General features: G+C 62.4%; 12 protein-coding genes. 11 read left to right on the top strand and 1 reads right to left on the bottom strand.

Annotated elements, in window-relative coordinates; genetic code table 11:
* Positions 1-219 precede the first annotated feature (219 nt).
* Positions 220-1,779, top strand: coding sequence for a sigma-54-dependent transcriptional regulator (locus AB688_RS20600; protein ID WP_063545716.1), 1,560 nt, complete (start codon positions 220-222; stop codon positions 1,777-1,779).
* 118 nt (positions 1,780-1,897) lie between these two features.
* Here the strand turns inward: AB688_RS20600 and AB688_RS20595 are convergent, their stop codons facing one another.
* On the bottom strand, positions 1,898-2,155 hold the full coding sequence (locus AB688_RS20595; protein ID WP_054891937.1) for a DUF2790 domain-containing protein: 258 nt from the start codon (positions 2,153-2,155) through the stop codon (positions 1,898-1,900).
* Positions 2,156-2,570: 415 nt separating this feature from the next.
* Here AB688_RS20595 and acs point away from each other — a divergent pair, with 415 nt between their 5' ends.
* The 10 genes from acs to astD all read left to right on the top strand — a co-directional run bounded on the left by acs (position 2,571) and on the right by astD (position 14,439).
* Positions 2,571-4,532, top strand: coding sequence for an acetate--CoA ligase (gene acs / locus AB688_RS20590; RefSeq protein ID WP_054891936.1), 1,962 nt, complete (start codon positions 2,571-2,573; stop codon positions 4,530-4,532).
* Between the two features lie 507 nt (positions 4,533-5,039).
* Positions 5,040-5,825, top strand: coding sequence for an ABC transporter substrate-binding protein (locus tag AB688_RS20585; protein ID WP_063545715.1), 786 nt, complete (start codon positions 5,040-5,042; stop codon positions 5,823-5,825).
* 91 nt (positions 5,826-5,916) lie between these two features.
* Positions 5,917-6,606 (top strand): ABC transporter permease, encoded by a 690-nt coding sequence (locus AB688_RS20580; protein ID WP_054891934.1) that lies wholly within the window; start codon positions 5,917-5,919, stop codon positions 6,604-6,606.
* Positions 6,603-7,301: an ABC transporter permease gene (locus tag AB688_RS20575; RefSeq protein WP_054891933.1), complete on the top strand. Its 699-nt coding sequence runs from the start codon at positions 6,603-6,605 to the stop codon at positions 7,299-7,301. The genes AB688_RS20580 and AB688_RS20575 overlap by 4 nt, the downstream gene beginning before the upstream one ends.
* Before the next feature lie 22 nt (positions 7,302-7,323).
* Positions 7,324-8,088: an ABC transporter ATP-binding protein gene (locus AB688_RS20570; RefSeq protein ID WP_054891932.1), complete on the top strand. Its 765-nt coding sequence runs from the start codon at positions 7,324-7,326 to the stop codon at positions 8,086-8,088.
* 91 nt (positions 8,089-8,179) lie between these two features.
* The gene (argR, locus tag AB688_RS20565) at positions 8,180-9,160 is read left to right on the top strand and encodes a transcriptional regulator ArgR (protein WP_054891931.1); all 981 of its coding nucleotides are present in this window, start codon (positions 8,180-8,182) and stop codon (positions 9,158-9,160) included.
* Positions 9,161-9,498: 338 nt separating this feature from the next.
* The gene (locus AB688_RS20560) at positions 9,499-10,719 is read left to right on the top strand and encodes an acetylornithine transaminase (RefSeq protein WP_063545714.1); all 1,221 of its coding nucleotides are present in this window, start codon (positions 9,499-9,501) and stop codon (positions 10,717-10,719) included.
* Between the two features lie 146 nt (positions 10,720-10,865).
* Positions 10,866-11,885: an arginine/ornithine succinyltransferase subunit alpha gene (aruF, locus tag AB688_RS20555; protein WP_063545713.1), complete on the top strand. Its 1,020-nt coding sequence runs from the start codon at positions 10,866-10,868 to the stop codon at positions 11,883-11,885.
* A 62-nt stretch (positions 11,886-11,947) separates the two neighbouring features.
* Positions 11,948-12,976 carry an arginine N-succinyltransferase gene (astA, locus tag AB688_RS20550; RefSeq protein WP_054891928.1) on the top strand — a complete coding sequence of 343 codons (1,029 nt, stop codon included), beginning with the start codon at positions 11,948-11,950 and terminating at the stop codon, positions 12,974-12,976.
* Positions 12,973-14,439, top strand: a complete 1,467-nt coding sequence (gene astD, locus AB688_RS20545) for a succinylglutamate-semialdehyde dehydrogenase (RefSeq protein ID WP_196759910.1) — start codon at positions 12,973-12,975, stop codon at positions 14,437-14,439. The genes astA and astD overlap by 4 nt, the downstream gene beginning before the upstream one ends.
* The last annotated feature ends 21 nt before the right edge of the window (positions 14,440-14,460 follow it).

Raw genomic sequence — 14,460 nt, 5'->3', positions numbered from 1 at the left:
GACTTGCCCTAGGAATAGCCCTACGCAGGCGGTTTTGCACGGGTCGATCTGCGGGGTGACTAGGAAGGAATGGGGTGTTTCTGTAACGATAATTTTACAAATAGAGGGTTGCCCCGAAAAATCAAGGGTATCAGGCTGGCAGTTAAGGTATTTTTGTCAGCTTATCTTTACGAATTTTCTGCGCGCCGATGAATAAAGTCGGTTGCCTCGGGGCCTTTCATGCGTATCAAAGTCCACTGCCAGAACCGCATCGGCATCCTGCGCGACATCCTCAACCTGTTGGTGGAGTACGGTATCAACGTGTTGCGTGGCGAGGTCGGCGGCGATCACGGCAACGCCATCTATTTGCATTGCCCGAACCTGATCAACCTGCAGTTCCAGGCCTTGCGTCCAAAATTCGAAGCCATCGCCGGGGTATTCGGGGTCAAGCGCGTCGGCTTGATGCCCAGCGAGCGGCGGCACATGGAGCTGAATGCGTTGCTAGGGGCGCTGGAGTTTCCGGTGCTGTCGGTCGACATGGGAGGCAGCATCGTTGCAGCCAACCGTGCCGCGGCGCAGTTGCTCGGGGTACGGGTCGACGAGGTGCCGGGGTTGCCGCTGGCGCGCTATGTCGAGGATTTCGACCTTCCGGAACTGGTGCGGGCCAACCAGTCGCGGATCAACGGGTTGCGCATCAAGGTCAAGGGTGATGTGTTCCTGGCCGATATCGCGCCCTTGCAGTCCGAACATGACGACAGCGAAGCCCTGGCCGGCGCGGTGCTGACCCTGCATCGCGCCGATCGCATCGGCGAGCGTATCTACAACGTGCGCAAGCAGGAGCTGCGTGGTTTCGACAGCATCTTCCAGAGTTCACGGGTGATGGCCTCGGTCGTGCGCGAGGCGCGGCGCATGGCGCCGCTGGATGCGCCGTTGCTGATCGAGGGCGAAACCGGCACCGGCAAGGAATTGCTGGCCCGTGCCTGTCACCTGGCCAGCCCGCGTGGCCAGGCACCGCTGATGGCGCTCAACTGCGCGGGGTTGCCGGAGTCAATGGCCGAGACCGAGCTGTTCGGCTACGGCCCGGGTGCGTTCGAGGGCGCGCGGGCCGAGGGCAAGCTCGGGCTGCTGGAGTTGACCGCGGGCGGCACGCTGTTTCTGGATGGGGTAGGGGAGATGAGCCCGCGCCTGCAGGTCAAGCTGCTGCGCTTTCTGCAGGACGGCTGCTTTCGCCGGGTCGGCAGCGACGAGGAGGTCTATCTCGATGTGCGGGTGATCTGCGCCACCCAGGTCGACCTGTCGGAGTTGTGCGCGCGGGGCGAGTTCCGCCAGGACCTCTATCACCGGCTCAACGTGCTGTCGTTGCACATTCCGCCACTGCGTGAGTGCATGGATGGGCTGGAGGGGTTGGCGCAGCACTTCCTCGACCAGGCCAGCCGGCAGATCGGTTGTGCATTGCCACGCCTGGCGCCGGCGGCGATGGACAAGTTGAGCCAATATCACTGGCCGGGCAATGTCCGGCAACTGGAAAACGTATTGTTCCAGGCCGTGTCGTTATGTGAGGGCGGTGTGGTCAAGGGCGAACATATTCGTTTGCCGGATTATGGTGCGCGACAACCCTTGGGTGAATTTTCGCTGGACGGGGAACTTGCGCAGATCGTCGGGCGCTTTGAAAAAGCGGTGTTGGAAAGTTTGATGGCGGAGTTTCCAAGTAGTCGGGCACTGGGGAAGAGGCTGGGTGTTTCCCATACCACGATTGCCAACAAGTTGCGTGAGTACGCCTTGGGCAAGTCGGTGGATTGAAGAAGTTTCAAGTAATGAAGATTTAATTGGCGGTGTTGTGTTCGCGGGCAAGCCCGCTCCCACAAAAGCCCGCTCCCACGGAGATGTCGAGAGCGGACGAAGGGAGCGGGCCGTGGCGTTAGCCGTTGGAGCAACCGTTGCCCATCACGCGGTATTCGAGAATGTGCTTCTGGCCCTTGGAGTCTTCGTAGGTCATGCGCGCCGGCACCACTTCGCAGACATTCGGGACTTCGCTCATGGACAGCACCTTGGCGATGTCCAGGTGTTGCGAATAACTGTACTGTTCAACCGGAATCTGCTCGGCGTTCGTTGCAACATCGTCGGCCATTGCCGCGCTGCAAACACTGCCAAGTACCAATACCAGTAAAGCTTTCATTTTCAATTTACCTGTCTAAGGTCGTGAGGGGGCACGCGGCACTTGTGGCGCCGCGAGTACATCCAGAGTTTTACTGTTGAATTAGAGCGGGATTAACGTGCCTTCGTGGGGGCTGTTACAAGAAGTTAATCGCCTTGCCGTTGCTGGCGAGATGAATTCTAGGAGTGTGCTTCGAATTGAAAAAGATCTGGTTTTGATAAAGTTTTTCGGGCTTTTGACAGAATCGGTAACAATCACGGGTACGAACGTACCGAATTCTTCAGTGATGGCCTGGGGCTCCGCGGGCTAGAGCGCCTCGATGAAATTTCGCCGCGGCGCATGCTGTTCGTTACTACCAACGTCGAATGGTCATGGTCGCTCTGGTACAGTTAAAACCGTCTCATACAAAAACAACTATTACACCGAGGTAACACAGATGAGTGCGGCTCCACTGTATCCCGTTCGTCCCGAGGTTGCGGCAAACACCCTGACCGACGAGGCCACCTACAAGGCCATGTACCAGCAATCGGTGATCAACCCGGACGGTTTCTGGCGCGAGCAGGCCCAGCGCCTGGACTGGATCAAGCCCTTCACCAAGGTCAAGCAGACCTCGTTCGACGACCACCATGTCGATATCAAATGGTTCGCCGACGGCACTCTCAACGTTTCCTACAACTGCCTGGATCGTCACCTCGAAGAGCGCGGCGACCAACTGGCGATCATCTGGGAAGGCGATGACCCTTCCGAACACCGCAACATCACCTATCGCGAGCTGCACGAGCAGGTCTGCAAGTTCGCCAACGCCCTGCGTGGCCAGGACGTGCACCGTGGCGATGTGGTCACCATCTACATGCCGATGATCCCGGAAGCTGTGGTGGCGATGCTGGCCTGTGCCCGCATCGGTGCCATCCACTCCGTGGTATTCGGCGGCTTCTCTCCTGAAGCGCTGGCCGGGCGCATCATCGACTGCAAGTCCAAGGTCGTCATCACCGCCGACGAAGGCCTGCGTGGCGGCCGCCGCACGCCGCTCAAGGCCAACGTCGACCTGGCGCTGACCAACCCTGAAACCAACAGTGTGCAGAAGATCATCGTGTGCAAGCGCACCGGTGGTGACATCGCCTGGCACCAGCATCGCGACATCTGGTACGAAGACCTGATGAAGGTCGCCTCCAGCCATTGCGCCCCCAAAGAAATGGGCGCTGAAGAAGCGCTGTTCATCCTCTATACCTCCGGTTCTACCGGCAAGCCCAAGGGCGTGCTGCATACCACGGGTGGCTATCTGGTCTATGCCGCGCTCACCCACGAGCGCGTGTTCGACTACCGTCAGGGCGAGGTCTACTGGTGTACCGCCGACGTGGGCTGGGTCACCGGCCACAGCTATATCGTCTACGGCCCGCTGGCCAATGGCGCGACCACCCTGCTGTTCGAGGGTGTGCCGAACTACCCGGACATCACCCGCGTGTCCAAAATCGTCGACAAGCACAAGGTCAACATTCTCTACACCGCGCCAACCGCTATCCGCGCGATGATGGCCGAAGGTCAGGCGGCGGTCGCCGGTGCCGATGGCTCGAGCCTGCGCCTGCTCGGTTCGGTGGGTGAGCCGATCAACCCCGAGGCCTGGAACTGGTACTACAAGACCGTCGGCAAGGAGCGCTGCCCGATCGTCGACACCTGGTGGCAGACCGAGACCGGCGGCATCCTGATCAGCCCGCTGCCGGGCGCCACGGGCCTCAAGCCGGGCTCGGCAACCCGTCCGTTCTTCGGCGTGGTACCGGCACTGGTGGACAACCTGGGTAACCTGATCGAGGGCGCGGCCGAGGGCAACCTGGTGATCCTCGATTCGTGGCCGGGCCAGTCGCGCTCGCTGTATGGCGATCACGACCGCTTCGTCGACACCTACTTTAAGACCTTCCGTGGCATGTATTTCACCGGAGACGGTGCGCGCCGCGACGAAGATGGCTACTACTGGATCACCGGTCGGGTGGACGATGTGCTCAACGTTTCGGGGCACCGCATGGGGACTGCCGAGATCGAAAGCGCGATGGTCGCCCACTCCAAGGTCGCCGAGGCCGCGGTGGTAGGTGTGCCGCACGACATCAAGGGGCAGGGCATCTATGTTTACGTCACTCTCAATGCCGGCGAGGAGTCCAGTGAGCAACTGCGCCAGGAGCTGAAGAACTGGGTGCGCAAGGAGATCGGCCCGATCGCCTCGCCGGATGTCATCCAGTGGGCGCCAGGCCTGCCCAAGACTCGCTCGGGCAAGATCATGCGGCGTATCCTGCGCAAGATCGCCACGGGTGAGTACGATGCGCTGGGCGATATCTCCACGCTCGCCGACCCGGGTGTGGTGCAGCACCTGATCGACACGCACAAGGCCATGAACCTGGCGACCGCGTGATGATGCTTTGGGGGTAGGCTGTCTTGCCCCGCGCCTTGCAACCAGACCCCGCCGGTAATCGGCGGGGTTTTTGCATTCTGTTACCCGACATTCATCGGTAACCCGCTGCTGTCACCGTGATTGCACTCAAACGGGGCCAAGGGAAACATTTCTGTGCCTTCAGGGTGCGATCCTGTAGACGTTTTTTGCAGCCTTGCACCCTGCACTTGCCGGATTACAAGGCTTTGCCAATAATAGGCCCGCTTATTGCTTCGTCTAAAGGTTGTTTTCCTTTTGCGCTTGCATGTTTCGCAAGAGCTGTCAATATCGCCGCCCGCAGCTTCAAGCGCTTCTGTACGTAGTTGTCGCTTTGAAGAAATATCGACTACCGGGCTGTCGTTAAAATGCCACTCACTCGCTCGTGGTCTGCGACCTTGGTCGAACCCTGCGCGGCTCGCGTTGTACTCATTCGCATATCCGGCAATCGTGTCCCTGCCTGTTATTGCCCCGTACCGATGGAGTTACCTGATGAAGAAGCTTGCACTGCTTGGCGCCCTGGCGCTGTCTGTGTTTTCCCTGGTCTCGCAGGCCGACGAGAAGCCGTTGAAGATCGGTATCGAAGCCGCCTACCCACCCTTCGCCTTCAAGCAGCCTGATGGCAGCATCGCCGGTTTCGACTACGACATCGGCAACGCCCTGTGCGAAGAGATGAAAGCCAAGTGCACCTGGGTCGAGCAGGAGTTCGATGGCCTGATCCCGGCGCTGAAGGTGCGCAAGATCGACGCCATCCTGTCGTCGATGTCGATCACCGATGATCGCAAGAAGTCCGTCGACTTCACCAAGCGCTACTACCTGACTCCAGCCCGTCTGGTGATGAAGGAAGGCGCCACCGTCAGCGACAGCCTCGACGAGCTCAAGGGCAAGAAGATCGGTGTACAGCGCGGCTCTATCCACGACCGCTTCGCCAAGGAAGTGCTGGCACCTAAGGGCGCCACCGTCGTCCCTTACGGCACCCAGAACGAAATCTACCTGGATGTCGCCGCCGGTCGCCTCGATGGCACCGTGGCCGATGCCACTCTGCTCGAGGATGGCTTCCTGAAAACCGACGCCGGCAAGGGCTTCGCCTTCGTCGGTCCGTCGTTCACCGACGTGAAGTACTTCGGTGACGGCGTCGGCATTGCCGTGCGCAAGGGCGACAAGGCCAACGCCGATCGCATCAACGCTGCCATCGACGCCATCCGCGCCAACGGCAAGTACAAAGAGATCGAGAAGAAGTACTTCAACTTCGACATCTACGGCCCAGAGTCGAACTAAATCGTCGAGTTTCACCTGTGCAATGGTGCAAACAGCAGAATCTCTGAGGTTTGCACCATTTTTCATTCCCAAGTCCTGAGGAATCCCAATCATGTTGAAAGGCTACGGGGCAGTCATCCTCGAGGGGGCGTGGCTGACGTTGCAGCTCGCCCTGTCGTCGATGGCCCTGGCCATCGTTCTGGGCCTGATCGGCGTGGCCTTGCGGCTGTCGCCGGTGCGCTGGCTGGCCTGGCTGGGCGACCTGTACTCCACGGTGATCCGTGGCATTCCGGACCTGGTGCTCATCCTGCTGATCTTCTATGGCGGTCAGGACATCATCAATCGGGTCGCGCCACTGGTCGGCTACGATGACTACATCGACCTGAACCCGATGATCGCCGGTATCGGCACGCTGGGCTTCATCTTTGGTGCCTACCTGTCGGAAACCTTCCGCGGCGCCTTCCTCGGCATTCCCAAGGGGCAGGCCGAAGCGGGCGCGGCCTATGGCATGAGCAGCCGCCAGGTATTCTTCCGCATCATGGTGCCGCAGATGATCCGCCTGGCCATTCCCGGCTTCACCAACAACTGGCTGGTGCTGACCAAGGCCACTGCGCTGATTTCCGTGGTCGGTCTGCAGGACATGATGTTCAAGGCCAAGCAGGCGGCGGATGCCACCCGCGAACCCTTCACTTTCTTCCTGGCGGTGGCGGCGCTGTACCTGGTGCTGACCAGCGTTTCGCTGCTGGCGTTGAAGTATCTCGAGAAGCGCTACTCGGTGGGCGTAAAGGCGGCTGAACTATGATCTTCGACTACAACGTCATCTGGGAGGCCATGCCGCTGTACATCGGTGGTTTGCTGACCACCCTCAAGCTGCTGGCGCTGTCGCTGTTCTTCGGCCTGCTGGCGGCCATTCCGCTGGGGTTGATGCGGGTGTCGAAGCAGCCGCTGGTGAACCTGATCGCGTGGCTCTACACCTACGTGATCCGAGGCACGCCGATGCTGGTGCAACTGTTCCTGATCTACTACGGCCTGGCCCAGTTCGAGGCGGTGCGCGAGAGCATCTTCTGGCCGTGGCTGTCGAGTGCGACCTTCTGCGCCTGCCTGGCGTTCGCCATCAACACCAGCGCCTACACCGCCGAAATCATCGCCGGCAGCCTCAAGGCCACGCCTCATGGCGAGATCGAGGCAGCCAAGGCCATGGGCATGTCGCGCTTCAAGATGTACCGCCGCATCCTGCTGCCTTCGGCCATGCGCCGGGCGCTGCCGCAGTACAGCAACGAAGTGATCATGATGCTGCAGACCACCAGCCTGGCGTCGATCGTCACCCTGATCGACATCACCGGTGCTGCGCGCACGGTCAATGCCCAGTACTACCTGCCTTTCGAGGCCTACATCACGGCGGGCGTGTTCTACCTGTGCCTGACCTTCATCCTCGTGCGCCTGTTCAAGATGGCCGAACGTCGCTGGCTCAGCTACCTGGCGCCGCGCAAGCACTGACCGCTCTGTGAGAATCGACAGCATGTACAAACTCCAAGTCCAAGACCTGCACAAGCGCTACGGCAGCCACGAGGTGCTCAAGGGCGTCTCGCTCGAAGCCAAGGCAGGCGATGTGATCAGCATCATCGGCTCGAGCGGTTCGGGCAAATCCACCTTCTTGCGCTGCATCAACCTGCTTGAGCAGCCGCATGCCGGCAAGATCCTCCTCAACAACGAGGAGCTCAAGCTGGTCGCCGGCAAGGACGGCGCGCTCAAGGCTGCCGACCCCAAGCAGCTGCAGCGCATGCGTTCGCGCCTTTCGATGGTGTTCCAGCATTTCAACCTGTGGGCGCACATGACTGCACTCGAGAACATCATCGAGGCGCCGGTGCATGTGCTGGGCATGAACAAGAAGGAGGCGCTGGAAAAGGCCGAGCACTACCTGGCCAAGGTAGGTGTGGCGCATCGCAAGGATGCTTTCCCCGGGCACATGTCTGGCGGTGAGCAGCAGCGTGTGGCGATCGCTCGCGCCCTGGCCATGGAGCCTGAGGTGATGCTGTTCGACGAGCCGACTTCGGCGCTCGATCCTGAGCTGGTGGGCGATGTGCTGAAGGTCATGCAGTCGTTGGCCCAGGAAGGCCGCACCATGGTGGTGGTCACGCATGAAATGGGCTTTGCCCGCGAGGTGTCCAACCAGCTGGTGTTCCTGCACAAGGGGTTGGTCGAGGAGCGGGGTAATCCGCGTGAGGTGCTGGTCAATCCGCAATCCGAGCGTCTCAAGCAGTTTCTCTCGGGCAGCCTGAAGTAAAAGCTGCACTCCTGCACCAGAATAGGGCATGCTGCGCAGCGAGCGCGGCATGACCCGTGCCTCACTCGACTTCAGGTTTCGGACCTAGCCTATGACCACCCAGCGAATCGGATTTCTTATCTGGCCCGGCACCAAGCCGCTGACCCTGGCCCTGGCCGAGGAAGTGCTGCAGGTGGCGCAGCGGGTGCATCCTGATGTGGTCTACGAGCTGGCGTACCTGCAGGCCGAGCCTGCCGAAGCGGGCGCCTGGCGCCTGCCGGGCGAGCCCTGGAACGGTCGGCTGGAGGGCTTCCAGAAGCTTCTGGTGCTCGCTGACGAGCCGCCGCTGGCGGTGGGTTCGGCGCTGTCGGCGGCGCTCAAGCACCTGGCCCGCAGTGGCTGCATGATTGGTGGGTTGTCGGCGGGCGTGTACCCGTTGGCCTTGCTGGGTCTGCTCGACGGTTACCGGGCGGCGGTGCACTGGCGCTGGCAGGACGACTTTGCAGAGCGTTTCCCCAAGGTTATCGCCACCAGTCATCTGTTCGACTGGGATCGCGACCGCCTGACGGCCTGTGGTGGCATGGCGGTGACCGACCTGCTGCTGGCGGTGCTGGCCCGTGATCACGGGGCAGAGTTGGCCGGCGCGGTGTCCGAGGAGCTGGTGGTCGAGCGCATTCGTGAAGGCGGGGAGCGTCAGCGTATCCCGTTGCAGAATCGTCTGGGCTCCAGCCACCCCAAGCTGACCCAGGCCGTGCTGTTGATGGAGGCCAACATCGAGGAGCCGCTGACCACCGACGAGATCGCCCAGCATGTCTGTGTCTCGCGCCGGCAGTTGGAGCGGATCTTCAAGCAGTACCTCAATCGCGTGCCCAGCCAGTACTATCTGGAGCTGCGCCTGAACAAGGCGCGGCAGATGCTGATGCAGACCAGCAAGTCGATCATCCAGATCGGCTTGTCGTGCGGGTTCTCATCCGGACCGCATTTCTCCAGCGCCTACCGCAATTTCTTCGGCGCCACGCCGCGGGAAGACCGCAACCAGCGGCGCAGCAGCAGCCCGTTCGAGTTGAGTTCGGCGCCGGCCGAGCGCGGTTGAGGTCGGGGCGAGTCCGCTTCCATAGCTGCCCCACTGATTCTGAGTTCGCCGGGGTAGCTGTGGGCGCGGGCTTGCCCCGCGATAGGGCCGCCGCGGGCGCCTCCCTCTCCTGTGAACACCCGTTCTCCCAATTTGCCCAACCCTCTCCCCGCCACCCCGTCAGCCCGTTACACTGCGCGATTGCGACAGTGTTTGTCGCATTGCCGAAAACCCAGGTAAAACAGGGGTTGGCGCTGTAACAAGTTGTCGCCTGGCAGCAAGGACAGGCGCCGATCAGTCCTTACAATCCCCCCATCGCTCGCCACTTTCAGGCCAGCGTTCCTCTTCAGGAGACTCAGATGTCCGTTGAGCAAGCCCCGGTGCAGCGTGCCGATTTCGACCAGGTCATGGTTCCCAACTACTCCCCGGCGGCCTTCATTCCTGTTCGAGGCGAGGGTTCCCGCGTCTGGGACCAGTCGGGCCGCGAACTCATCGACTTCGCCGGCGGCATTGCGGTTAACGCCCTGGGTCATTGCCATCCAGCACTGGTCAAGGCGCTGACCGAACAGGCCAACACCCTGTGGCACGTGTCCAACGTCTTCACCAACGAGCCGGCCCTGCGCCTGGCGCACAAGCTGGTGGATGCCACCTTTGCCGACCGTGCTTTCTTCTGCAACTCCGGCGCCGAAGCCAACGAGGCCGCGTTCAAGCTGGCCCGTCGTGTCGGGCATGACCGCTTCGGCCCGGAAAAGCACGAGATCATCGCCACCGTGAACAGCTTCCACGGTCGCACCCTGTTCACCGTCAGCGTCGGTGGCCAGCCCAAGTACTCCGACGGTTTCGGACCCAAGATCACCGGCATCAGCCATGTCCCGTACAACGACCTGGAAGCGCTGAAGGCACAGATCTCCGACAAGACCTGCGCCGTAGTGATCGAGCCGATCCAGGGCGAGAGCGGGGTGGTGCCGGCCGACAAGGCCTACCTGGAAGGTGCGCGCAAACTGTGTGACGAGCACAACGCCCTGCTGATCTTCGATGAAGTGCAGACGGGCGTCGGCCGTACCGGATCGCTGTACGCCTACCAGCACTACGGCGTGACCCCGGATATCCTGACCAGCGCCAAGAGCCTGGGCGGTGGCTTCCCGATCGGTGCCATGCTGACCACCACCGAGCTGGCCAAGCACCTGGCCGTTGGCACCCACGGCACCACCTATGGCGGTAACCCGCTGGGTTGCGCCGTCGCCTGTGCGGTGCTGGACGTGGTCAACACCCCCGAGACGCTGGCCGGCATCAAGACCAAGCACGCGCGTTTCAAGACCCGTCTGGAGAAGATCGGCCAGGACACTGGCCTGTTCACCCAGGTGCGTGGCGTTGGCCTGCTGATCGGCTGTGTGCTGAGCGAGGCTTGGAAAGGCAAGGCCAAGGACATCCTCAATGCCGCCGAGAAAGAAGGCGTGATGGTGCTGCAGGCCGGTCCTGACGTCGTGCGCTTCGCGCCGAGCCTGGTGGTCGAGGACGCTGACATCGACGAGGGCCTGAGCCGCTTCGAGCGCGCTGTGGCCAAGCTGACCCAGGGCTAATCGCCCTGCGGTCCCATCGCCGGGGCGGATCGTACTGCGCCGGCGATACCTGAATTCCAGTGCGGGTGCCTGCTTGTGCAAGCAAGGGTGTGCCCGCCGTTCTTCCGTGCCGACCGGGTCGGCCCGTATTCCAAAGGAGTGACACCATGCTGGTGATGCGCCCCGCGCAAATGGCGGATCTGAATGAAGTGCAGCGCATGGCTGCCGACAGCCCCATTGGTGTCACCTCGCTGCCCGATGACGCGGGCCGCCTGGGCGACAAGATCGCCGCCTCGGAAACCTCCTTCGCTGCCGAGGTGAGCTTCAACGGAGAAGAGAGCTATTTCTTCGTGCTTGAAGACAGCACCTCCGGCAAGCTCGCCGGCTGTTCGGCCATCGTCGCCTCGGCCGGCTATTCCGAGCCGTTCTACAGCTTTCGCAACGAAACCTTCGTGCACGCTTCGCGCGAGCTGAAGATCCACAACAAGATCCACGTTCTGTCGCTGTGCCACGACCTGACCGGCAACAGCCTGCTGACCAGCTTCTACGTATTGCCCGAGCTGGTGAACAGCGGCTTCGCCGAGCTCAATTCGCGCGGTCGCCTGCTGTTCATGGCCTCGCATCCCGAGCGTTTTGCCGACTCGGTGGTGACCGAGATCGTCGGCTACAGCGACGATCAGGGCGAGTCACCGTTCTGGGACGCCATCGGGCGCAACTTCTTCGACCTCAACTACGCCGACGCCGAGCGCCTGTGCGGGCTGAAGAGCCGGACCTTCCTCGCCGAACTGATGCCGCACTACCCGATCTACGTGCCGTTGCTGCACGACGAAGCCCAGGAAGCCATGGGCCAGGTGCACCCGCGCGCGCAGATCACCTTCGACATCCTGATGCGCGAGGGTTTCGAGACCGAGCACTACATCGACATCTTCGACGGTGGCCCGACCTTGCATGCACGCACCTCGGCGATCCGCTCGATTGCCCAGAGCCGCGTGGTGCCGGTCAGGATTGACGACACGCCAGTCAAGGGCGGGCGCCCGTACCTGGTGTGCAACGGCCAGTTGCAGGACTACCGCGCCGTGCTGCTGGAGCTGGACTGGGTGCCGGGCAAGCCGGTGGCACTGAGCAATGAAGCTGCCGACGCCCTGGGCGTCGGTGAAGGTGGCAACGTCCGTCTGGTTGCCGCCTGAGCCTGGGCGAAGCTGGCAAGCGCGATTCGCGGCAGGCAAAGGCCGCCGCACAAGGAGATAGCATGATCGTTCGTCCTGTACGCAGCAGCGATTTACCTGCGCTGATCGAATTGGCCCGCAGCACCGGTACCACCGGGCTCACCACGCTTCCTGCCAACGAGGAGCGACTGGCCCGCCGTGTCGGCTGGGCCGAGAAGAGCTTCAGTGGCGAAGCCGAGCGTGGCGACACCGACTACCTGTTCGTGCTGGAGAACGACGAAGGCCTGGTGGTCGGCATCAGCGCCATCGCCGGCGCCGTCGGTCTGCGCGAGCCTTGGTACAACTATCGGGTCGGCCTGACGGTCAGCGCCTCGCAGGAACTGAACATCTACCGCGAGATCCCGACCCTGTTCCTGGCCAACGACCTGACCGGCAACTCCGAGCTGTGCTCGCTGTTCCTGCGCAGTGACTACCGCAGCGGGCGCAATGGGCACCTGTTGTCGAAGTCGCGCATGCTGTTCATCGCCGAATTCCCTGACCTGTTCGGCAAGAAGATCATCGCCGAGATGCGTGGCATGTCCGACGCTGCCGGTCGTTCGCCGTTCTGGGAAAGCCTGGGCCGCCACTTCTTCAAGATGGAATTCAGCCAGGCCGACTACCTCACCGGCGTGGGCAACAAGTCGTTCATCGCCGAGCTGATGCCCAAGTTCCCGCTGTACACCTGTTTCCTGTCGGAGGCTGCGCGCAGCGTCATCGGGCGCGTGCACACCGACACCGAGCCTGCGCTGGCGATGCTCAAGCGCGAAGGTTTCAACTATCAAGGCTACGTCGACATCTTCGATGCCGGCCCGGCAATCGAATGCGAGACCGCGAAGATCCGAGCCGTGCGCGAGAGTGAAACCCTGGTGCTGGCGGTCGGTACGCCGGGTGACGACGCCACGCCTTACATCATCCACAACCGCAAGCGCGAAGACTGCCGTATCACCGCAGCGCCCGCGCGTCTGGCGGCCGGGACATTGGTCGTCGATCCGCAGACCGCCAAGCGCCTGCGCCTGGGCGTTGGCGATAACGTTCGCGCCGTGCCGCTGACTGCACCCCGGGAGACCCAATAATGACCACGCATTACATCGCCGGAAACTGGCAGGCCGGCCAGGGTGACGCCCTGCAATCGCTCGACCCGGTCACCCAGGCCGTGGTCTGGCAAGGGCAGGGCGCGGCGCCTGCTCAGGTCGAAGCTGCGGTGCAGGCGGCGCGCAATGCCTTTCCAGCCTGGGCGCAACTGAGCCTGGAGGCGCGCATCGCCGTGCTCGAAGGCTTCGCCGACCAGCTCAAGGCCAACGCCGACGAACTGGCCCGCTGCATCGGTGAGGAAACCGGCAAGCCCTTGTGGGAGTCGGCCACCGAAGTCACCAGCATGGTCAACAAGGTAGCGATCTCGGTGCAGAGCTACCGCGAGCGTACCGGCGAGAAGAGCGGCCCGCTGGCCGACGCGACTGCCGTGTTGCGCCACAAGCCGCATGGCGTGGTGGCGGTGTTCGGCCCCTATAACTTCCCTGGTCACTTGCCTAACGGCCATATCGTGCCGGCACTGCTGGCTGGCAACTGTGTCGTGTTCAAGCCCAGCGAGCTGACCCCCAAGGTCGCCGAGCTGACGGTCAAGTGCTGGATCGCCGCCGGGTTGCCGAGCGGTGTGCTCAACCTGGTGCAGGGCGCCCGTGAAACCGGTGTCGCTCTGGCAGCCAACCCGGGCATAGATGGTCTGTTCTTCACTGGTTCCAGTCGCACCGGCAACCTGCTGCACCAGCAGTTCGCCGGTCGCCCGGACAAGATCCTGGCGCTGGAAATGGGCGGCAACAATCCGCTGGTGGTCGATGAGGTCAAGGATCTGGATGCTGCGGTCTACACCATCATCCAGTCGGCGTTCATTTCGGCCGGGCAGCGTTGCACCTGTGCCCGCCGTCTTCTGGTGCCGCACGGCGCCTGGGGTGACACGCTGCTTGCGCGCCTGGTCGAGGTCAGTCGCAGCATCAGCGTCGGTGCCTTCGATCAGCAACCGGCGCCATTCATGGGCTCGGTGATTTCACTGCAGGCTGCCGGTGCCTTGCTGGCGGCGCAGTCCGAACTGTTGGCCAAGGGTGCGCAGGCGCTGCTGGAAATGACCCAGCCAAAGGCCGGCGCTGCCTTGTTGACGCCAGGCATCCTCGATGTTTCGGCAGTTGCCGACCGGCCCGACGAAGAGTTCTTCGGCCCACTGCTGCAGGTGATTCGCTACAGCGACTTCGATGCTGCCATCGATGAGGCCAACAACACCCAGTACGGCCTGGCGGCCGGGTTGCTGTCCGACTCGCGTGCTCGCTACCAGTACTTCTGGCTGCGCAGTCGCGCCGGCATCGTCAACTGGAACAAGCAACTCACCGGCGCCGCCAGCAGCGCACCGTTCGGTGGCGTGGGGGCCAGTGGCAATCACCGGGCCAGTGCCTATTACGCGGCGGACTACTGCGCCTACCCCGTGGCCTCGCTGGAGACCGCCAGCCTTGCCCTGCCGGCGACCCTGACGCCGGGCGTCACCCTATAACAACAGGTCTCGGAGCTAGCC

The sequence above is a fragment of the Pseudomonas putida genome, assembly GCF_001636055.1.
In the GTDB taxonomy this organism is placed as follows: Bacteria; Pseudomonadota; Gammaproteobacteria; order Pseudomonadales; family Pseudomonadaceae; genus Aquipseudomonas; species Aquipseudomonas machongensis.
Note: the sequence above shows the minus strand (reverse complement) of the source record. Positions and strands in the feature narration are given on the sequence as shown.